The 19204-nt window shown below is 71.9% G+C and carries 18 protein-coding genes and 1 pseudogene; 7 read left to right on the forward strand and 12 right to left on the reverse strand.

The window, feature by feature from the left end; translation table 11 throughout:
• Positions 1-2: 2 nt before the first annotated feature.
• The 3 genes and pseudogenes from ACIQBL_RS26040 to ACIQBL_RS26050 all read right to left on the reverse strand — a co-directional run.
• Positions 3-1865: an ABC transporter ATP-binding protein gene (locus ACIQBL_RS26040; protein ID WP_401945786.1), complete on the reverse strand. Its 1863-nt coding sequence runs from the start codon at positions 1863-1865 to the stop codon at positions 3-5.
• A gap of 390 nt (positions 1866-2255) precedes the next feature.
• Positions 2256-2699: a hypothetical protein gene (locus tag ACIQBL_RS26045; protein WP_401945329.1), complete on the reverse strand. Its 444-nt coding sequence runs from the start codon at positions 2697-2699 to the stop codon at positions 2256-2258.
• A 326-nt stretch (positions 2700-3025) separates the two neighbouring features.
• Positions 3026-3634 (reverse strand): annotated as a pseudogene (locus ACIQBL_RS26050) (ATP-binding protein); the annotation flags it as partial.
• Positions 3635-3922: 288 nt separating this feature from the next.
• On the opposite strand from ACIQBL_RS26050, the gene ACIQBL_RS26055 reads away from it, so the two are divergent.
• The 3 genes from ACIQBL_RS26055 to ACIQBL_RS26065 all read left to right on the forward strand — a co-directional run bounded on the left by ACIQBL_RS26055 (position 3923) and on the right by ACIQBL_RS26065 (position 5860).
• Entirely contained in the window at positions 3923-4783 is an 861-nt protein-coding gene (locus ACIQBL_RS26055; RefSeq protein WP_401945330.1) for a helix-turn-helix domain-containing protein, read from the forward strand.
• Positions 4784-5038 carry a DUF397 domain-containing protein gene (locus ACIQBL_RS26060; protein WP_019060458.1) on the forward strand — a complete coding sequence of 85 codons (255 nt, stop codon included), beginning with the start codon at positions 4784-4786 and terminating at the stop codon, positions 5036-5038.
• Between the two features lie 108 nt (positions 5039-5146).
• The gene (locus tag ACIQBL_RS26065; protein ID WP_401945332.1) at positions 5147-5860 is read left to right on the forward strand and encodes an SAM-dependent methyltransferase; all 714 of its coding nucleotides are present in this window, start codon (positions 5147-5149) and stop codon (positions 5858-5860) included.
• Between the two features lie 19 nt (positions 5861-5879).
• On the opposite strand, the gene ACIQBL_RS26070 is transcribed toward ACIQBL_RS26065, so the two are convergent.
• Both ACIQBL_RS26070 and ACIQBL_RS26075 read right to left on the reverse strand, forming a co-directional pair.
• Positions 5880-6395, reverse strand: coding sequence for a dual specificity protein phosphatase family protein (locus ACIQBL_RS26070; protein ID WP_401945333.1), 516 nt, complete (start codon positions 6393-6395; stop codon positions 5880-5882).
• Positions 6396-7017: 622 nt separating this feature from the next.
• The gene (locus ACIQBL_RS26075) at positions 7018-8490 is read right to left on the reverse strand and encodes a PLP-dependent aminotransferase family protein (RefSeq protein ID WP_401945335.1); all 1473 of its coding nucleotides are present in this window, start codon (positions 8488-8490) and stop codon (positions 7018-7020) included.
• Between the two features lie 46 nt (positions 8491-8536).
• Here ACIQBL_RS26075 and ACIQBL_RS26080 point away from each other — a divergent pair, with 46 nt between their 5' ends.
• The gene (locus ACIQBL_RS26080) at positions 8537-9022 is read left to right on the forward strand and encodes a carboxymuconolactone decarboxylase family protein (protein WP_401945336.1); all 486 of its coding nucleotides are present in this window, start codon (positions 8537-8539) and stop codon (positions 9020-9022) included.
• A 9-nt stretch (positions 9023-9031) separates the two neighbouring features.
• Here ACIQBL_RS26080 and ACIQBL_RS26085 read toward each other — a convergent pair whose 3' ends face one another.
• The 3 genes from ACIQBL_RS26085 to ACIQBL_RS26095 form a co-directional block, all read right to left on the reverse strand.
• On the reverse strand, positions 9032-10519 hold the full coding sequence (locus ACIQBL_RS26085; RefSeq protein ID WP_401945338.1) for a glutamate synthase subunit beta: 1488 nt from the start codon (positions 10517-10519) through the stop codon (positions 9032-9034).
• Positions 10520-10676: 157 nt separating this feature from the next.
• Positions 10677-11156 (reverse strand): DUF1772 domain-containing protein, encoded by a 480-nt coding sequence (locus ACIQBL_RS26090; protein ID WP_401945340.1) that lies wholly within the window; start codon positions 11154-11156, stop codon positions 10677-10679.
• A 179-nt stretch (positions 11157-11335) separates the two neighbouring features.
• Complete coding sequence (locus tag ACIQBL_RS26095; protein ID WP_401945342.1) at positions 11336-12061, reverse strand: DUF2293 domain-containing protein; 726 nt, start codon at positions 12059-12061, stop codon at positions 11336-11338.
• Between the two features lie 290 nt (positions 12062-12351).
• On the opposite strand from ACIQBL_RS26095, the gene ACIQBL_RS26100 reads away from it, so the two are divergent.
• Together ACIQBL_RS26100 and ACIQBL_RS26105 are read left to right on the forward strand one after the other, a co-directional pair.
• Entirely contained in the window at positions 12352-12993 is a 642-nt protein-coding gene (locus tag ACIQBL_RS26100; protein WP_401945344.1) for a uridine kinase, read from the forward strand.
• A 231-nt stretch (positions 12994-13224) separates the two neighbouring features.
• Complete coding sequence (locus ACIQBL_RS26105; RefSeq protein ID WP_401945345.1) at positions 13225-13653, forward strand: CBS domain-containing protein; 429 nt, start codon at positions 13225-13227, stop codon at positions 13651-13653.
• Positions 13654-13680: 27 nt separating this feature from the next.
• Here ACIQBL_RS26105 and corA read toward each other — a convergent pair whose 3' ends face one another.
• Positions 13681-14808, reverse strand: coding sequence for a magnesium/cobalt transporter CorA (gene corA / locus ACIQBL_RS26110; protein ID WP_401945346.1), 1128 nt, complete (start codon positions 14806-14808; stop codon positions 13681-13683).
• Positions 14809-15022: 214 nt separating this feature from the next.
• On the opposite strand from corA, the gene ACIQBL_RS26115 reads away from it, so the two are divergent.
• A complete protein-coding gene (locus ACIQBL_RS26115; protein ID WP_401945348.1) occupies positions 15023-15817 on the forward strand; it encodes a methyltransferase domain-containing protein in 795 nt (264 codons plus the stop codon).
• Between the two features lie 155 nt (positions 15818-15972).
• On the opposite strand, the gene ACIQBL_RS26120 is transcribed toward ACIQBL_RS26115, so the two are convergent.
• From ACIQBL_RS26120 to fdhA, 3 genes are all read right to left on the reverse strand, one after another.
• Positions 15973-16887, reverse strand: a complete 915-nt coding sequence (locus ACIQBL_RS26120) for a carbohydrate kinase family protein (protein WP_401945349.1) — start codon at positions 16885-16887, stop codon at positions 15973-15975.
• Positions 16884-17792, reverse strand: coding sequence for a pseudouridine-5'-phosphate glycosidase (locus ACIQBL_RS26125; protein ID WP_401945351.1), 909 nt, complete (start codon positions 17790-17792; stop codon positions 16884-16886). Before ACIQBL_RS26125 ends, ACIQBL_RS26120 begins: the two co-directional genes overlap by 4 nt.
• A 139-nt stretch (positions 17793-17931) precedes the next feature.
• Positions 17932-19164, reverse strand: a complete 1233-nt coding sequence (fdhA, locus tag ACIQBL_RS26130; RefSeq protein WP_401945788.1) for a formaldehyde dehydrogenase, glutathione-independent — start codon at positions 19162-19164, stop codon at positions 17932-17934.
• Between the last annotated feature and the right edge of the window lie 40 nt (positions 19165-19204).

A 19204-nucleotide genomic window follows, 5' to 3' on the forward strand; every position in this document is an offset into this window, starting at 1 on the left:
GGTCAGCCCGCCTTCGGGGCGGGCACCTTCGCGGTGAACTGGTCCGCCTGGAGCGCGTACAGCTCCGCGTACACACCGCCGCTCGCGAGCAGTTCGTCGGGGGTCCCGGACTCCACCAGCCGCCCCTGATCGAGGACGTGCACCAGATCCGCGTGGCGTACCGACGCCAGCCGGTGTGTGATCAGGACGACCGTCTGGCCGGTACCCGCCAGCGCGCGGATCTTCTCGAAGACCTCCAGCTCGGCACGGGCGTCGAGGGCCGCCGTCGGCTCGTCCACGATCAGGACACGGCCCCGCCGGTAGGCGGCCCGCGCGATCCCGAGCCGCTGCCACTGGCCGCCCGACAGCTCGTGGCCGCCGCTGAAGTGGCGGGCCAGCAGCGTGTCCAGGCCGCGCGGCAGATCCGCGACCACGTCCTCCGCGCCGGCCTCGGCGACGGCGTCGGCCAACCGCTCGTCGGTGAGCGGCGCCGAGGACCGCCCGACGGCCACGTTCACGCGCGCGGTGAACGGCCAGCGCTTGAAGTTCTGCGCCACCATCGCGATGCGGTCGGCGAGTTGGTGCCGGTCCGCGGTCGCCGCGTCGACGCCGTCCCACAGGATCCGGCCCCGGTCCGGCCGGTACAGCCCGGCCAACAGCTTGACCAGGGTCGTCTTGCCGGAGCCGTTCTCGCCGACCAGGGCGATGATCCGGCCGAGCGGGAGAGCGAGGGTGACGTCGTCGAGCGCGGGGTGGGTGGACTCGCCCGGGTAGCTGAACGTGACGTTCTCGAAGCGGACCTCCCGAGGATCCTCGGGCAGCGCGGCCCCGCCGACCGGGATCGTCCGCTCGGCCGCCTCCTCGTGCAGCTTCTGCAGATCACCCACGAACAGGGCCTCCTCGTGCAGTTGGTTCACCGCCAGGACGAGGTTGTCGAGGCTCGCGGAACCGGTGCGGATCGCGATCACCGCCGTACCCGCCACCGAGAGCGCCATCGCCCCGGACAGCAGCAGCCCGCCCAGCGTCGCGTACGTCGCCGCGGTCGCGAGGCCCGTCCAGGTGGCCGCGATCAGCCCCGTACGGGCCGTGAGCCGGGCCAGCCGGGCCTGTTCCGCCTCCGCGCTCTCCGACATCTTGTGGAAGTGGTGCAACAGGAACGGGCCGACGCCGTGCACGCGGATCTCCGGGGCCGCCTCCGGTTCGGTGAGCAGGGAACCGATGAGGCGACCGGCGCGGACATGCTGCACCCAGGCGTGGAACGACTCGTAGTGCCGCCGCGCGTTCGTCAGCGCGCCCCACGCGCTCGGCAGCGTCATGGTCGCCAGCAGCGGGAGCAGCGCCGGGTGCAGCACGGTCAGTACGCCCGCCGCCGCGATCAGCGAGATCAGCGCGTTCATGACGTGGGTGGCGTACGAGATCATGTGGCGGGCCGACATCGCGCCGTACTGCGCGGTGTCCAGCAGCTTGTGGAACGCGTGGTCCTCGATCGCGGACAACTCCACGGCCGCCGCCCGCTCCAGATACAGCTCGGTGGCGACCCGCTCCACCTTCGGCTCCAGTCGCCCGGTCGCGTACGTCGACGCGGCCCGCAGCAGCGCGCCCACCAGCATCACGGCAGCCATCGTGACCAGCGCGGGTGCGGCGCCGCGCAGCCGGTCCGCGATGGCACCGCCCGTGATCAGCCGCCCCAGCACGCTGTTGACCGCGAGCAGACTCACCGCCTGCATGGCACCCCGGCCCGCCTCGGCGGCCAGCACGACACGCGCAGCCCGCGGATCGGCCTGCCAGGCCAGCCGGAAACTCGACCTCAGCATCGCCGGCAACCGCGTCACCATCGCCCGGAAACTCAGCTCCAGGAACGCGTCGTTGTGCTGGTTCCACCCCATGTCATAACGCAAGGGACCACCGAAGAGCAGCTGCTCCGACGCGGAGGGCTCCGCCTGGCCCGAGACACCCTTGCTTCCCACCGTCGACCTCCCCCGATCGTGGACGAACGGCCACTATCGCGGGGTGGGAGGGGAGTGGGGGAGAGCGCGGGAGGGAGGGGCGAGGACGCGCGGGCGTACGCCGGGAGAGCAGTGGGGCGGGGGTCTTGTCGGTGTGCGGCCCGGCCGGGTGGGCGGGCGCATCGCGCCCGAAAGGGGCGCGGGGCTGTATCGATGTGCGGCTCCGCCGCGTGGGCGCGACCAGCCCCCACCGAACCCGCGGACGAACTCTCTCACCCCGGGAACCACGCGACCGAACCCGAGGACAGACTCCGCCCAACCCGCGGAGCGCTACGCACTAATAGGGCGAGACCACGAAGGCGTAGCCCCCGTAACGCGGCACACCGCCAGGTACAGCGGAATCGGCGGCGTATACGGAAGCTTGCCGTCAGGCCGATGGATGAGACCCGGCGCGCGAGGCGAGTCCGGCACCAACGCTCCCGTCGTGTACCGCGCCGGAGCCGGCCAGTCCAGGGCGTAGTCGGAGTCGGACGGAACGATCCACCACCAGTGCGACTCGTCGGCGTAGACACAGCCGACGCGCGGCAGGCGGGGCAGGACCAGGGGGCCGAAACGCGCGGGCACCGCCACTGCGTCGCAGCCGAGCGGCGCCGTCATGCCCTCGGGGACGGGCAGTCGCCGCGGCGCACCCGGTCCGTGCAGCGCACGCCCCAGGCGGACCAGTGTGTCGAGACTGAGTACCTGGCCGGGACCGGAAGCGCCGCTCAGACCCATTCGACCCCCGACCCGAAGTCCCCGAAACCGCTGGAACCCCCGGTCTCCGCGGAGTCCGGGAGGTCGCCGGCGTCCTGGTGGCCCAGGCCGCTGAAGGGACGTACGCCCTCCTGGCCCAGGGCACCGAAACGGCCCGCGTCCTCCCGGCCCCGACCGCCGGGGCCGGTCCCGTTGCCGCGACCGCCCCCGGTTCCGTGCTCCCGGCCCCCGAAGCCGCCGAGGTCCAGGCCTCCGAAGTCGCCGGCGCCCCCACGCCCGCCGAAGGCACCCCCATGCCCCCGCCCCGGAAATACGCCCAGATCCTCGAAGGCCCCGAAGTGTGCCGTCGCCTCGTCCTCGTCGCCCGAACCGCCTGACGGGCCCGGTTTGGGTCGTGCGCCCCAGCCCAGGTCGTTGCGCGGTACGGAACTGTCGTGGCCGGGGACCGGGTGGTGGCCGTGCGCCGGGTCCGCCTGCCGTGGCAGGTCGGCCCAGACCAGCAGGCCAAGGCCGTGTTCCTGAGCGCCCCACGCCCGGCAGAGCCCGTCGATGAGGAGCAGTCCCCTCCCGTGCTCCTCGTCGGGCCGCTGCGGGGAGGGGCGGGGCTCACCGGGAGCACAGCCCTCGTCACGGACGGCTATCCGCACCAGATCGTCGCCATCGTGCAGCTCGCAGACTATGTGGCTGCTCGCGGTGTGCACGATCGCGTTGGTGACCAGCTCGGAGACGACGAGTACCGCCGTGTCGCAGGTGTCCTCGCACACGGACCAGCCGGACAGCCGGGCCCGCGTCAGGCGTCTCGCCTGGGCGGGGGAACCCGGATGTGCGGCCAGCTCGAACCGGAACCGGCGCTCGGCAGCGGCCCCACCAGGGGCTGCTCCCGCGGCGGCACCGAGACCGAGGCGGCCTGCGGCGGCGTCTGTTCCTAAGGGCGCGGACGGAATCACGCTTGCCACTATCGCCCCGCCGTGAACACTTGGCAAGTGTCACTATGAAAAATGCAGAGTGCCGTATGACGCTCTGCACGGTCGTGGCACACTGCTCGCAACAGAAAGTCGCGCGGCGCCAGTTGGGATCTCCGGAGGTCTGTCCAGATCTTCGAATGAGTCTTCGAATGGCGCCGCAGGGCTGTCAGGATTCAGTCGCCGGGCGGTGAGAACTCCTTCCACCGGGCGGTGAGAACTCCTTTCGCCGGGCTGTACGGGACCCATCCGCTGTCAGGTACTCATTCGTGGAGGTGGAGCGTGAGCGAGCCGCGGTCCGCACCGACGGTCGGCCAGGTCGTCCTCGGCCGGCGTTTGCTGGACCTGCGGGAACGCGCGGGGCTCAAGCGCGAGGAGGCCGCCCGCGTCCTGCGCGTCGCGCCCGCCACGGTCCGCCGTATGGAGATGGCCGAGGTCTCCCTCAAGATCCCCTACCTTCAGCTCCTCCTGAAGTCCTACGGCGTCACCGACGAGGAGGCCGAGGCCTTCGTCCACCTGGCCGAGGAGGCCAACAAGCCCGGCTGGTGGCAGCGCTTCCACGACATCCTGCCCGGCTGGTTCTCGATGCACGTCAGCCTGGAGGGAGCCGCCGCGCTCATCCGGGCGTACGAACCGCACTTCGTGCCCGGACTGCTGCAGACCGAGGACTACGCGCGCGGAGTGCTGAAGTCGGGTGCCATCGGCCAGACCGAGCCGGACGACATCGAGCGCCATGTGGCGCTGCGCATGCAGCGCCAGGACCTGCTCACCCGTCCCGACGGGCCCCGCTTCTGGGCCGTCATGGACGAGACCGCCCTGCGCCGCCCGGTCGGCGGCCCGGAGGTGATGCGTGCCCAGATCGACAAACTGCTCGACGCCACGAAGCTGCCCAACGTGACCCTGCAGGTCGCCCCGTTCTCCTCGGGGCCGCACCCGGGCACGTACGGGCCCTTCGTGCTGTTCCGATTTGCCATGTCAGAACTGCCGGACATGGTCTACAGCGAGTACCTGACCGGCGCCGTCTATCTGGACGCGCGCGAAGAGGTGGCGACCCATCTCGAGGTCATGGACCGCATGGCGGCGCAGGCCGCTACGGCACATCGCACGAAGGAGATCCTCAAGGATCTCCGCAAGGAGCTGTGAATGGATCGCATCAAGCCGCGTATGAGCGTCTACAACGGTATGCCCGCGCGGGACTTGGGAAGCGAAGGCTGGCACAAGCCGTGGAGCGGCGGCAACGGCGGCAACTGCCTGGAGGCGATGAAGCTCGCCGACGGCCGGATCGCCGTCCGTCAGTCCACCGACCCGGACGGGCCGGCCCTGATCTACACCACCGACGAGATGACGGCCTTCATCGAGGGGGCGAAAGCCGGCGAGGCGGACTTCTTGCTGTCCTGAGCCGACCACCTGTGCTGAATGCTTTTTCCTTACCGAACCCCCTTAATTTGGTACTGACTTGATCACACAGTGCGACACCCCCCTCTGTACGACCTTATGGAGCACGCCATGACCGTGCGGCCCACCGACGAGACGATGCTCGCCCTCGGCCCGAGGGCGCCGGTCATGGCACGTGTCAACCGCGCGTTCATGCACCGGGCCACGCGCCGGCTCGCCGAGCGCGGTGTACGGCAGTTCCTGGACATCGGCACGGGCATCCCGACCGAGCCGAACCTGCACCAGGTCGCGCAGGGCATCGCGCCCGACGCACGCGTCGTCTACTGCGACAACGACCCGGTCGTGGCGGCCCACGCGGCGGCCCTGCTGCGCGGCACACCCCAGGGTGTGACCGAGTATCTGCAGGCCGACGTGCGGGAGCCCGACGCGATCATCGAGGGCGCCCGGCAGGTCATCGACTTCGACCGGCCCGTCGCCCTGTCCCTCGTCGCGCTGCTGCACTTCGTCCCCGACGAGGAGGGCGCGCACGAACTGGTCGGCGACCTGATGTCCCAACTCCCCACCGGCAGCTACCTGGTGATGACCCACGCCACCGCCGACTTCACCCCGGAGGAGTCGGCGGCGGCCGTCGAGAGGCTCACGGCGGCGGGCGTCACCCTGGCACTCCGCTCCCGCACCGGCTTCGCCCGCTTCTTCGACGGCCTCGACCTGGTCGAACCGGGCGTGACGGTGGTCGACAAGTGGCATCCGGAGCTGGGCGATCCGGTGCCGGGGCAGGACGACGGGGTGATCCCGGTGTACGCGGCGGTGGGCCGCAAGCCCTGACCCCGCCCGCCGCCGGGTCTCAGAGCCACGACAGCATGCGCCGTGGCGCGTCCACCAGCCGGCTGACGGCGACCACCGGCAACGGCGGTTGCTCCGGCCGCCCCGGGCCGAGGCTCAGCACGTAGGAGATCTGCTCGATCGAGGGCGGTCCGACGGCGAGATTCCGCCGGACCGCCTGCGCCGACGATTCCTCCCCGGACCGCACGAGATACGCCGCCGCCATCGTCCCCGTACGGCCCACCCCCGCACCGCAGTGCACGAACACCGGCCCGGGCGCAGAGGCGACGACAGCAAGAAACCCCTTCACCTGCGCGGGAGTTGGCGTCTGCCCGTCACGAATGGGCAGTCGTACGACGTCCAGGCCCGCCCTGCGCGGTTCGGCGCGCTGCGCCGCGGTGAGGTCCTCGGCGCGCAGATCCACGACGGTGGTGAAGCCGAGGCGGGCCAACTCCCGGTAGCCGGCGGGGGAGGGCGCGGCCCCTCGCCACAACTTCCCCTTGGCGTCCACGGGTTGGAAGTGAGGGATGCCCTGCACGGTACGGGTCCCCGGTGGTGCCGGGGTCTCCCCGCGCGCAGGCGGAGGGCTTCTCGGGGTGGGAGGGAGGGGGTGGGGGGACAGAGGAAGGGGAGAGGGGGAGGGAGAAGGTGGGCCGGCGGACAGCGCGGCCGGACGCAGGTCGGGATGGTCGTCGGCGTCCGACACACCTTGCTGGGGCAAGCGCACGCGCCCCCGCAGGCTCGGTGCCGTGAGGGCCAGGACGGTCGGCGCCGCAGCGGGTGCCTGTTCGTCCGGTGTCCCCAGGGCCCGGGTCTCCGCGAGGGCGGTCAGGGCCTGGCCCGCCGCCGTACGGGACTTGGGCGGGTCGTGCAACAGGGCTCCCGCGAGGGCCTCTTGACCCCGCGCCTGACGACGGAACGAAGGATGGGGGCGGGTCGGCGCCCGACCCCACTCCGGGCCCGACCCCACTCCCGGCCCGACGGCAACTCGCCTCCTACGCCGATGATCCCATCGCCGTTGGCTTCCACGTCGGCCGGAAGTCACTTTCCGGCCCGCCGCGGGACGCTGTCGTGAGCCGGGAGGAGAGCGCGCCGGACGGCTCGTACCCGCGCAGTACGTCCCGTCTCCTCCATAGGGGCGAGCGGGGCGGTACGGCTGCTCATCCGGCAGCAGGGACGCCCGTCTGCCCGTCGGGCGGGAGCACTTCGCACAGCGCGTCCAACGCGGCTCCGAAAGCGGCCTCGGAGGGCGTTGCGTACCCCACCACCAAGCCGTCCTGATCCTCTGCTCCTGCTCCTGCCCTTGCCTCCGTCCCTGCCTCCGGGTGCCGGAAGGCCGCGAGCCCGTCCAGCGCGACGCCCTGCCACGCGGCGGCCTTGAGGGCGGAGCGCTCCGTGCCGGGCGGCAGCCGCAGCACCGCGTGCAGGCCCGCGGCGACCCCGGTGACCTCGATGTGCGGGGCCCGCGCGGCGAGCGCCGCGACGAGGCGGTCACGGCGGCTCCGGTACCGCTGCCGCATCCGCCGCACATGACGGTCGTAGGACCCCGACACGATGAAGTCGGCGAGGCTCAGCTGGTCGAGGACGCTCGCCCATGCCTCGCGCTCGCCCTTGGCCGCGAGCACGCCCTCGACGTAGCGCTCCGGCAGCACCATCCACCCCAGGCGCAGTGCGGGCGACAGGCTCTTGCTGACCGAGCCGAGGAGGATCACCCGCTCCGGGTCGAGCCCCTGGAGGGCGCCGACGGGCTTGCGGTCGTAGCGGAACTCCCCGTCGTAGTCGTCCTCCAGGACCACCCCGCCACGCGCGCGTGCCCAGTCGATCACGGCGGCCCTGCGCTCGGCGTGCAGGGGGCCGCCGGTCGGGAACTGGTGCGCGGGCGTAAGCAGTACGGCCCGCTCCTTCCCCAACTCCTCGACGCGCGCGCCCTGTTCGTCGACCGGCAGCGGCACGGTCCGTACGCCTGCCACGCGCAGCAACTTCCGGTGGAAGCCGAGTCCGTACGCCTCCACGGCCAGTGGTCCGCGCAGTGGCCCGCCGGCGCCCTGGCCGAACAGCAGCCGCAGCCCGTGCGCGAAGCCGGAGCAGATCACGATCCGGTCGGGTGCGGTCCGTACGCCACGCGCGCGTGCCAGGTACTCCGTGAGCGCCTCCCGCAACTCGACCCGGCCGGCCGGGTCACCGGGCCCGAACACCTCGTCCGGCGCCTGCTGGAGCGCCCGCCGGTAGGACGCGAGCCAGGCCGCGCGCGGGAACGCCGACGCGTCGGGCGTGCCCTGACGGAGGTCGTGCCGGGGCGCACGCGCGCGTGGAGGTGCCGTAACCGGGCCCTTCACGGCGTGTCGCGGCGGCTGGGCCCGCTCGGCCACCCGGGTGCCCGAGCCCTGGCGTGCGGTCAGCCAGCCCTCCGCGACGAGTTCCGCGTACGCGTCCGCGACCGTGTTGCGGGCGACCCCGAGGTCCGCCGCGAGCGAACGGTACGGCGGCAGCCGGGTGCCCGGGGCGAGCCGCCCGTCGCGCACGGCCGCCCGCAGCGCGTCGATGAGCGCGGCCCGCCGTCCGCCGCTCGCGGACAGCTCCAGATGCAGATCGGCGCCGATCCGCTCCGCGGAATTGACCCAGGACTTCGCCATGGAAATGCACCCTACAGTGGGTCTTTCCGGCTCGTAGATTCATGACATGACGACGCACACGCACGCTCATGTCAGCGCCACGGCGACCCGCATCGACCTCGCGCAGGCCGCCCCGAAGGTCTTCCGCGCCCTCATCGGATTCGACGCCGCCGCCCGCGAGGGACTCGACCCGGCCCTGGTCGAGCTGATCCAGATCCGCGCCTCGCACCTCAACCACTGCGCGTACTGCCTCCACATGCACACCAACGACGCCCGCAAGGCCGGCGAGAGCGAGGACCGGCTGCACATGGTCGCCGTCTGGCGCGAGGCCCGGCACTTCTTCACCGAGCGCGAACAGGCCGCCCTCGCCCTCACGGAGGCGGTGACCCTGGTGGCCGACGGCGGCGTCCCGGACGACGTCTACGCCCGGGCGGCGGCCCACTTCGACGAGCGGGAACTCGCCCACGTCCTGTCCCTGATCCTCACCATCAACACCTGGAACCGGGTCGCGTTGTCGACGGCCAAGGTCTCGGGCACGGACCAGCGCCGCTGACGTACGACCTCACACCGCCATCGGCCGGTCGTACGGCCCGATCGGCGCCGGCAGTTGTGAACTCCCCGTCAGATAACGGTCGACGGCCGCCGCCACCGCCCGCCCCTCCGCGATCGCCCACACGATCAACGACTGGCCCCGCGCCGCGTCCCCCGCCGCGAACACCCCCCGCGCACTCGTCGCGAAGTCCGCGTCCCGGGTGATCGTGCCGCGCGGCGCCATCGCCAGCCTCAGCTGATCGACGAGCCCGTCCTCCCGGTCGGGCCCGGAGAAACCGAGCGCGAGCAGCACGAGATCGGCGGGCAGGCTGCGCCCGGAACCGTCCAACGGCCGCCGCTCCGCGTCCACTTCGACCAGGTGCAAGGACCGCACCCGCCCGTCCGCGTCCCCCTCGAAGCGGAGCGTGGACGCCGCGAACAACCGCGCGTCCGCGTCCGCGGCGGGCGCCGTCTCCAGCTCCCGCGCCTCCTCGTGCGCGGCCGAGAGCCGGTAGATCTTCGGATACGTCGGCCAGGGCTCCGCGTCCTCGTCGCGCTCGGCGTCCGGCTGGGCGTAGATGTCCAACTGGGTTACCGATGCGGCCCCTTCACGCACCGCCGTACCCAGACAGTCCGCCCCGGTGTCACCGCCGCCCACGATCACGACGTGCTTCCCGGCGGCGGACAGAGGGGAGACCGCCAAGTCGCCCTCGCACACCCGGTTGGCCAGCGGCAGGTACTCCATCGCCTGGTGGATGCCGGTCAACTCCCTCCCCGGCACGGCGAGTTCGCGCCAGGCCGTCGCTCCCGTGGCGATGACCACCGCGTCGTAGCGCGCCCGCAGTTCGGCCGCTCCGACGTCCCGGCCGACCGTCGTCGACGTACGGAACTTCGTGCCCTCGGCCCGCATCTGCTCCAGCCGCCGTTCCAGATGCCGCTTCTCCATCTTGAACTCGGGGATGCCGTACCGCATCAGCCCGCCGAGCCGGTCGTCCCGCTCGTACACGGCGACCGTGTGCCCGGCCCGCGTCAACTGCTGTGCCGCGGCGAGGCCGGTGGGCCCGGAGCCGATGACCGCGACGGTCCGCCCGGACAACCGGTCGGGCGGCCGGGGTGGCGCGAAACCGTCGCTCAACGCGCGGTCCGCGATGGCCACTTCGACGTTCTTGATGGTGACCGCGGGCTGGTTGATGGCGAGCACGCACCCCGCCTCGCACGGCGCGGGGCACAACCGCCCGGTGAATTCGGGGAAGTTGTTGGTGGCGTGCAGCCGGTCCGCCGCCGCCCGCCAGTCGTCCCGGCTGACCAGATCGTTCCACTCGGGGATCAGGTTGCCGAGCGGGCAGGCGTCGTGGCAGAACGGGACACCGCAGTCCATGCACCGGTCGGCCTGCTGGGTGACGATCGGCAGCAACGCGCCCGGGACGTACACCTCGTCCCAGTCCCGCACCCGCTCCGCGACAGGCCTGCGGGGCCACTCCTCGCGCGGAGTGGTCATAAAACCCTTGGGATCGGCCATGGCCGGCTTCCTTGCGTCCGCATACGACAGGCCGTGCGTCATCGGGCGGCACTCTTTCAGCCACGATAAGGCCCACTGGCCGGACACGCAGAGTGGAGGAGACCGCCTTCTCGGCGGAGTCCGGCCAGCCCGCTCTCAGTTGATCTTGGAGGTTCTCTCAGGTGAGAGCCAGCATGTAGACCAGCGCGGCGGCGGCCGAGGCGCCCGCGCGCACGTGATTCCACATCGTCCACTCGCGTACGTACGACGGCCAGTACGCGGCGGCCTCCGGTGTCCCCGGGTCCAGCTTCAGCAGTGCCTCGTTGCGGGGCACGTTCGCGACCAGGGTCAGCCCGAAGGCCCCGAACAGATACAGCGCGCTGCCCAGCAGCAGTTCCACGGTGCCCTGATCGGGCCACAGCACGAACGTCACCACCGCGATCACCGCGCACAGCACCGCCGAACCGGCGAACAGCAGCATGAAGATGGGAGTCATCGCCGCCGTGTTGATCGCGTTCATCGCGGCGACCCCCTGCGCGGGCGGCAACTCGGCCAGCCCCCGCACGACCAGCACGGAGAAGGCACAGAACACCCCGGCCATCACCCCGGTCGCGAGCACCCCCAGAACCGTCAGTGCGAAATACGGTTCACCGATCATGCCGACACCAACTCCCGCCCGTAGAGCCGAGATCCTGCCCATCCCCACCCCTCAGGACAAGTCAAGTCCGGTCCCGGCCCACTGCCCATGGCCGAGAATCGCCGGGTCATACGCGAACGTCCACGATGTCCTCCGGGGGGATTCTGTGTCGCGGCGGGCGGGCTCCCCCACCGGCCTCCTCACCCGGCGTCCGCCTCCGTCCGTGCCCCGGGTTCCGCCCGGACCTCACTCTCACGCCACCCCCGCAGCACCCCCTCCACCCCCACCGAGATCCGCCGCCGCGCCTCGTTCCGGGGCACCCCGCTCATCAGCAACTGGTCGTAGGGCGTGTCCACATGCCGTACGGCCGCCACCACCGCCGAGACCACCGCGCCCTCGGACAACGCCCGCCCCGCCGCACTCCGCCCCACCCGCCCGCTGCCCCGCACCGAGGCATGCGCGGCGATCGCCCGCGCCCGCTCGTCCGGGCAGCCGGGGAACAGCCGTCGTATCTCCGCCGCGAACGCCTCCGCGAACCGCACGTCCTGCGCGGCCCGCCGCCCCGCGTCCCGCACCCGGCGCCGCCGTCGCGCCTCCGCGTCCGCCAGACACCGCTCCTCGGCACGCGCCAGCCCCGCCTCCTCGACGAGAACGCCCTGCCGCTCGTACCGGCCCCGCCGCCGGTCGAACCGCACCACCACCGCCGACAGCCCGCTCTCCTCCCGGGCCCTCCGCGTCAGCGCCGTGTCCCCGCGCGCCAGGAACACCAGATGCCCGAGATCGGCACAGTCGAGACACCGCGGCACGCCACCCTCGACCACCAGCAACGACAACGGCCCACGCCGGCACTCGGCACAGTGCCGCTTCCTGAGCGGCTGAACGACCAGAAGTCCACCGCGGGGCGGGGGAGTTGCGAACGGCGCCATACGAGATTCCTTCCCCTCGGCTACGACCCTCTCTCCTACGTCCTGCGCCGCACATCGCGCGGAACGAACACCGACCCGCGCGTACGGTGCCGGGTCGGTGTCCCGATCTCATAGGTCACGTCACCCCCCCCCGTACGGCCGAGACGCCGTCCGCCGCCCAGCCCGTCCCCCGGCCCCGAGGACGACGATCCCGTCCGTGCCCAACCCCCTTGCCCGGCAGCATCGTTCGCCGCCCGACCTGGACGTTGAAGCCACAGGCGTGACGCGTCCTGACCGGAGCCTGCCGCATCATGGGCCCTGTGCGACTGGAAGCGATCACCTGGGACCGGCTCGGCGACCAACTCGCCGAGCGTCTGCTCGACCTGAAGCCGGCCGACGGCAGCCCCTGGCCGCGCGTCGCCTTCGACGGCGCCCCGGCGGCCCGCCCGGGCGACCTCGCCGAGCGCGTCTCGGAGGCGCTGCGCGTACGTGGCCGTTCCTCGCTCGTCGTCGGCACCGAGGGGTTCCTGCGGCCCGCCTCGCTCCGCCTGGAGTACGGGCACCGGGACGTCGAGTCGTACTACGACGGCTGGTTCGACGCCCGTGCCCTGTGGCGCGAGGTCTTCGACCCCCTCGAACCGGACGGTGACGGCCGTGTCCTGCCCGATCTGTGGGACCCGGCCGCCGACCGCGCGACCCGCAGCCCCTACGTCCAACTCCCGCCCGGCGCCGTCCTGTTGCTGCACGGCCCGCTCCTCCTTCGGCACTGGTTCCCCTTCGACCTGACCGTCCACGTCCTCCTCTCACCGGGCGCCCTGCGCCGCCGCACCCCCGAGACCGAGCACTGGACCCTCCCCGCCTTCGCGCGCTACGAGGACGAGACCGACCCGGCCGGCACGGCGGACGTCCTGGTGCGCGCCGACGATCCACGTCATCCCGCTTGGAACGGCTGAGCCCCGGACCCGGTGAGCCCCGGACCCGGTGAGCCCCGGACCCGGTGGGTCTCGCGGACCCGGGGCGCCCCCGGACCCGGTAGGTCCCGCAGACCCAGTGGTGGTGCTCCCGCGCACCGGAAGTCGCGACCGTCCGGGTGCGTTCGTCCCGCCGCGCGGCGAGAATGTAGGGCGCCGGGACTAGCGGGACGTTCTGTGCCGCGCCGGCCGTCCGGCACCGGGAGGTACCACATGACCACCGCCGGAGACATCATGCACCGGGGCGCCCAGTGGATCCCCGCGCACGAGACCCTGGACCGAGCCGCCCAGCTGATGCGCGAACTGGGCGTCGGAGCCCTGCCCATCAGCGACGCGAACGAACGGCTCTGCGGCATCCTCACCGACCGGGACATCGTCGTCGGCTGTGTGGCCATGGGCCACGACCCGGCCAAGATCACCGCCGGCGAGATGGCCCAGGGCACACCCCGCTGGATCGACGCCGGCGCCGATGTCGGCGAGGTCCTCCAGGAGATGCAGGGACACCAGATCCGCCGGCTTCCCGTCATCGAGAACAAGCGCCTCGTCGGCATGATCAGCGAGGCCGACCTGGCCCAGCACCTGACGGAGAACCAGCTCGCCGGGTGGGTCGAGAGCGTCTACGCCCGGAGCGGCCTGCGCTGAGCCGCCGAACGGTTCGGAGTCGGTCGCTCAGAGCCAGCCGTTGCGCCGGAAGCCCCGGTACAGCGCCAGACAGGACACGGTTATCACGCCGATGACCAGGGGATAGCCGAACCGCCAGTGCAGCTCCGGCATGTTGTCGAAGTTCATGCCGTACACACCGCACACCATCGTCGGTACGGCGATCACCGCGGCCCAGGCCGTGATCTTCCGCATGTCCTCGTTCTGCGCGACCGTCACCTGGGCGAGGTGCGCCTGCAGAATCGAGTTGAGCAGTTCGTCGAACGACGCGATCTGCTCCTTCGCCCGCAGCAGGTGGTCGGAGACATCGCGGAAGTAGGCCTGTATCTCCGGTCCGACCACCCGCATCGGCCGGGTGGCCAGCTCCTCCAGCGGGCGGCCGAGGGGGACGACCGCCCGCTTCAGCTCCAGGAGTTCACGCTTGAGTTGATAGATACGGCCCGGGTCGGCCCGCGCGCCGTTCTCCGCGAACACGTCCGTCTCCACCTGGTCGATGTCCGCCTGAACCGAGTCCGTGACGCTCAGATAGTCGTCGACCACATGGTCCGCGATCGCGTGCAGCACCGCGGCCGGCCCCTTGGCGAGCTGCCGGGGATTCGACTCCAATTCCTCGCGCAGCGGCCCCAGCGAGCCGTGCCGCCCGTGCCGCACGGTGATGACGAAGTCGGCGCCGACGAACACCATGATCTCGCCGGTGTCCACGACCTCGCTCGTCGCGGTCAGCTTCTCGTGCTCGACGTAGCAGACCGTCTTGAACACCGCGAACAGCGTCTCGCCGTAGCGCTCCACCTTCGGGCGCTGATGGGCCTCGATCGCGTCCTCGACGGCCAGCGGGTGCAGGTCGAAGAGCTCGGCGATGCCCGCGAACTCCTCGTTCGTCGGCTCGTGCAGGCCGAGCCAGACGAAGCCGTCGTCCTTTTTGCGTACCCGCTCGACGGTGTCCACCAGATCGCCCGCGACCGGGAGCCGGACACCGTCCTGATACGCGACGCACTTCACCACGGAGGAGCCCAGCGGTGACCGGGCGTGGTGGCTCAGGTCGACCCGCGGGCGCCGTCGGGCCAGCCGTGCCACCTTGCGGAGGCCGCCGACCCTGCCCAGGCCCGTGACCTTCCGAAGATTCCCTGCCATGGACATCCGGATCTCCTTGCCTGGATCCCCTCGCATCGCATTTCTGCGCCTTGGCGTGCCAGTTTGCCAGGCCGACGTGAGCGGCGGGTAAGCCTGTGGGAACGGAATCCTCCGCTTTGTTCCCGGCTGTGGATGAACCGGTGCACAGCCGCGGCGAGGCCGTGTCGAACCCGGAGCGTCGCCCCCTCCCGACAAGCGGGGCAACTGGGATGATCGCGGCATGACGCGATCCGACGGGTATCTCCTCGACAACCGCCAGTCCGAGGCGGGACAGCGCTTCGACGCCTTCGCCACGCTCTTCGACCCCACCACGTTCCGGCATCTGGAGGGGTTCGGGGTCGGACCCGGCTGGCGTGTCTGGGAGGTCGGCGCCGGCGGCACCTCGGTGGTGTCCTGGCTGGCCAAGAAGGTCGGACCGACGGGGAAGGTAGTGGCGACCGACATCGACACCTCCCTGGTCGCCTCGGCGGCTCGCCCGCCGATCGAGGTGCGGATCCATGACGTGGGCGCCGAGGAACCGCCGGGCGAGGGCTTCGACCTCGTGCACGCCCGGCTCGTCCTCGTCCATGTGCCGGACCGGGAACGGGCGTTGCGCTCGATGATCAAGTCCCTGCGCTCCGGCGGACGCCTCCTGATCGAGGACGCCGACCCGGCCCTCCAGCCCCTGCTCTGCCCCGACGAACACGGCCCCGAGCAGCAACTCGCGAACCGTCTCCGCCACGGCTTCCGCGAACTCCTCGCCGACCGCGGCGCCGACCTCTCCTACGGCCGCAAACTCCCGCGCCTGCTCCGCGAGGCCGGCCTGCGCCGCGTGGAGGCCGACGCGTACTTCCCGGTCACCTCACCGGCCTGCGCCGCCCTGGAATCCGCCACGGTCCGCCAGATCCGCGACCAACTCGTCACCGCCGGCCTCGCCACGGACGAGGACATCGACCGCCACCTGGCCAACGTCGCCTCCGGCACGATGGACCTGGCGACGGCTCCGATGATCTCGGCGTGGGGGCGGAAGGCGTAGGCGGGGGACGGGAGTTGCCGGTCGGATCCGGTGCCGGTGATGTGCAGGGATCCGGTGCCGGGCGGGGGGCCGCCGTTCAACACCATCGGCCACCAACCCCGTACAACTCCCCCTCCTGCCAACACGGTTGACCGGCAGCCCGACGCAAGCGCTCCTTACTCCCGCACCGGCGGCCGTCCCCCCACCCGTTCCACCGCCCGCGCCCCCGCCCGGCACCCCTCCCGCGCCGCCTCCTCCGGATCGGCGCCCGCCAGCAGTGCCGCGAGGAACGCCCCGGTGAAGGCGTCGCCCGCGCCCGTCGTGTCCCGGGGGGTGGCGGGCTCGGCCGGTACGTGTGCGCGGACCGTGCCGGAGTGGGCCACCAGGGCTCCCTCGGCGCCCTGCTTGGTGACCACCAAGGGGACATGGCGGCTCAGCTTGGCCGCCGCGTCCGCCGGATCGGGCAACCCCGTGAGGAGACACGCCTCGTCACGGCTCGGCAGCAGCACGTCGACGCCCTCGACGAGCGCCAGGAACCGGTCCACACCGAGCTCCACCAGGAATCCCGCCGACGCCGGATCCAGACTCACCGGCACCCCACGCGCGCGTGCCGACTTCATCGCCGTGGCCACCAGCGCCCGGCTCGGCTCCGAGAACAGCAGATAGCCCGACAGATGCAGCCGTACGACGCCGTCGAGCAGCGAGTCCGACCAGTCACCGGGATCGAGCCGCAGGGACGCGCCGCTGTCGGTGAGGAACGTCCGCTCGGCCGACGCCCCCGTGTCGACCAGGCAGATCACCGTCCCGGTCGCCGCCTCCGGATCGACGACGAGACGGGGCCGTACCCCGGAGGCGACCAGCTCCCGCTCGTGCCACGCCGCCGCGTCCGCACCCACGCGACCGAGCAGCCGCACATCCGTAGAGCCCCAATGGGCCGCCCAGCACGCCACGTTGGCGCCCGCGCCACCCGGCACGGTCCGGATCGCGGCGCTGGTGTCGGTGCCCGGGGCGAGCGGCCCCCGGTGCCGGGCGACGACGTCCGTGACGACGTCCCCGACGACCAGGAGCGCGCCGTTCGGCTCCGGTGTCACGCCTCGGCCCAGGCCGCCGCGATCCGCCCCGCCAGCCGTACGTTGCCGCGCACGGCCGCCAGGTTGGCGCTCAGCGAGGCACCGTCGGTGTGCTCCACGAGGTAGCCGAGCAGGAACGGCGTGACCGCCTGCCCGGTGATGCCCTCCGCCTCGCAGGCGTGCAGCGCGTCGGCGAGCACGCGCGCGTGCAGCTCGGGATCCAATTGCTCGTCCTCGGGCACCGGATTGGCGACGATCAGTGCCGATTCCGGGGAGTCGAGCGTGTCCTGCGCCCGCATCACGGCCGCGACCTGCTGCGGGGTCTCCAGTGTCCAGTCCACCGGATACCCCGAGTCGGAGAGGTAGAAGCCGGGGAAGCGGTCCGTGCCGTATCCGGCGACCGCCACGCCCAGCGTCTCCAGGCGCTGCAGGGTCGCCGGCACGTCCAGGATCGACTTCACGCCCGCGCACACCACCGTGATCCGGGTGGACGCCAGCAGCCCCAGGTCGGCGGACTCGTCCTGCGTCACCGTCCACTCCCGGTGCACCCCGCCGAGCCCCCCGGTCGCGAACACCCGTACGCCCGCCCGCGCGGCCAGCAGTGCCGTCGCCGACACCGTGGTCGCTCCGCTGGCCCCCGCCGCCACCGCGAGCGGCAGGTCGCGGTGGCCCAGCTTGCGGATCCCGTCCTCGTTGGCGACCCGCTCCAACTGCTCCTTGTCCAGGCCGACATGGGGCCGCCCGTCCAGCACGGCGACGGTCGCCGGTACGGCGCCCTCCTGCCGTACCGCCGCCTCCAGTTCCAGCGCCACCTGCAGATTGCGGGGGCGCGGCAGCCCGTGCGCGATGATCGTCGACTCCAGGGCCACCACGGGTCGACGCGCGTCGATCGCCTCACGTACTTCTTCGGACACCACCAGCACCACGCGCCTCCTGTTGTTCGGTCTTCCCTCATCCCTGGCGGGCGCCGTGCCCGGTCAAACCCTCGCGGACTGTGGGGGACACCACCAGCACCCGACGTGGAAAAAGGGGGCCACGCGTGCGTGGCCCCCTTTTTCCGGTGCGTCAGACCGGGCTCACGCCCGCCAGCGTCCCGTGCGGGTCGAGCACGTACTTGCGGCTGGCGCCCTGGTCGAACTCGGCGTAGCCGCGCGGCGCGTCCTCCAGCGCGATCGGGGTCGCGTTGACCGCCTTCGCGATGTGCACGCGCCCGTGCAGGATCGCCATCATCAGACTCCGGTGGTACGTCATCACCGGGCACTGACCGGTCGTGAACCGGTGACTCTTGGCCCAGCCGAGGCCGAGCCGCACCTTCAGGGTGCCGCTCTTCGCGTCCTCGTCGACCCCGCCGGGGTCAGCGGTGACATACAGCCCGGGGATGCCCAGGGCACCGCCCGCGCGCGTGACGCCCATCAGCGAGTTCAGGACGGTCGCCGGCGCCTCCGGGGCGTTCGGGCCGTGTGCCCGTGCCTCGAAGCCGACCGCGTCGACCGCCGCGTCCACCTCGGGCTCGCCGACGATCTCGGCGATCTGCTCCCCGATGTCGCCGCGCGAGACGTCGACGGTCTCGCAGCCGAAACTCCTTGCCTGACCCAGGCGTTCGGCGTTGAGGTCGCCGACGATGACGACCGCGGCGCCCAGGAGCTGCGCCGACGCCGCTGCCGCCAGACCGACCGGACCCGCCCCGGCGACGTACACCGTGGAACCGACCCCGGCGCCCGCGGTGACCGCGCCGTGGAAACCGGTCGGGAAGATGTCCGACAGCATGGTCAGGTCGAGCAGCTTCTCGCGCGCCTCGTCCCGGTCGGGGAACCTCAGCAGGTTGAAGTCCGCGTACGGGACCATGGCGTACTCGGCCTGACCGCCGACCCAGCCGCCCATGTCGACATAGCCGTAGGCCGCCCCCGGACGGGCCGGGTTGACGTTCAGGCAGATGCCGGTCTTGCGTTCCTTGCAGTTGCGGCACCGCCCGCAGGCGATGTTGAACGGTACGGAGACGATGTCGCCCACGTCGATGAACTCGACGTCCGGACCCCGTTCGACGACCTCTCCGGTGATCTCGTGTCCGAGGACCAGCCCCTCGGGCGCGGTCGTCCGACCGCGCACCATGTGCTGGTCACTGCCACAGATGTTGCTGGCGAGCACCTTCAGGATCACCCCGTGCCGGACCTTTCGCCCGACGTTGTCCGGTGCGACTCCCGGCCCGTCCTGCAGTTCAAGCGTCGGGTAGTCGATGGTCCTGACTTCCACCGCTCCCGGCTTGAGATACGTGACTGCCCTGTTTCCGCTTCCACTCATGCGTGATCGCCGTCCCTTCGGCTCCGATCCCCCGGATGCC

This window comes from Streptomyces sp. NPDC088350 (genome assembly GCF_044753545.1).
Lineage (GTDB): Bacteria > Actinomycetota > Actinomycetes > Streptomycetales > Streptomycetaceae > Streptomyces.

Coding starts and splice junctions, on each gene's coding strand:
- corA (WP_401945346.1), bottom strand. CDS start 14,808: ATGTCCATGGCAGGGAATCTTCGGAAGGTCACGGGCCTGGGCAGGGTC.
- ACIQBL_RS26075 (WP_401945335.1), bottom strand. CDS start 8,490: ATGGCGAAGTCCTGGGTCAATTCCGCGGAGCGGATCGGCGCCGATCTG.
- ACIQBL_RS26065 (WP_401945332.1), top strand. CDS start 5,147: ATGACCGTGCGGCCCACCGACGAGACGATGCTCGCCCTCGGCCCGAGG.
- ACIQBL_RS26080 (WP_401945336.1), top strand. CDS start 8,537: ATGACGACGCACACGCACGCTCATGTCAGCGCCACGGCGACCCGCATC.
- ACIQBL_RS26090 (WP_401945340.1), bottom strand. CDS start 11,156: ATGATCGGTGAACCGTATTTCGCACTGACGGTTCTGGGGGTGCTCGCG.
- ACIQBL_RS26115 (WP_401945348.1), top strand. CDS start 15,023: ATGACGCGATCCGACGGGTATCTCCTCGACAACCGCCAGTCCGAGGCG.
- ACIQBL_RS26100 (WP_401945344.1), top strand. CDS start 12,352: ATGGGCCCTGTGCGACTGGAAGCGATCACCTGGGACCGGCTCGGCGAC.
- ACIQBL_RS26105 (WP_401945345.1), top strand. CDS start 13,225: ATGACCACCGCCGGAGACATCATGCACCGGGGCGCCCAGTGGATCCCC.
- ACIQBL_RS26060 (WP_019060458.1), top strand. CDS start 4,784: ATGGATCGCATCAAGCCGCGTATGAGCGTCTACAACGGTATGCCCGCG.
- ACIQBL_RS26040 (WP_401945786.1), bottom strand. CDS start 1,865: ATGGGGTGGAACCAGCACAACGACGCGTTCCTGGAGCTGAGTTTCCGG.
- ACIQBL_RS26085 (WP_401945338.1), bottom strand. CDS start 10,519: ATGGCCGATCCCAAGGGTTTTATGACCACTCCGCGCGAGGAGTGGCCC.
- ACIQBL_RS26045 (WP_401945329.1), bottom strand. CDS start 2,699: ATGGGTCTGAGCGGCGCTTCCGGTCCCGGCCAGGTACTCAGTCTCGAC.
- ACIQBL_RS26095 (WP_401945342.1), bottom strand. CDS start 12,061: ATGGCGCCGTTCGCAACTCCCCCGCCCCGCGGTGGACTTCTGGTCGTT.
- fdhA (WP_401945788.1), bottom strand. CDS start 19,164: ATGAGTGGAAGCGGAAACAGGGCAGTCACGTATCTCAAGCCGGGAGCG.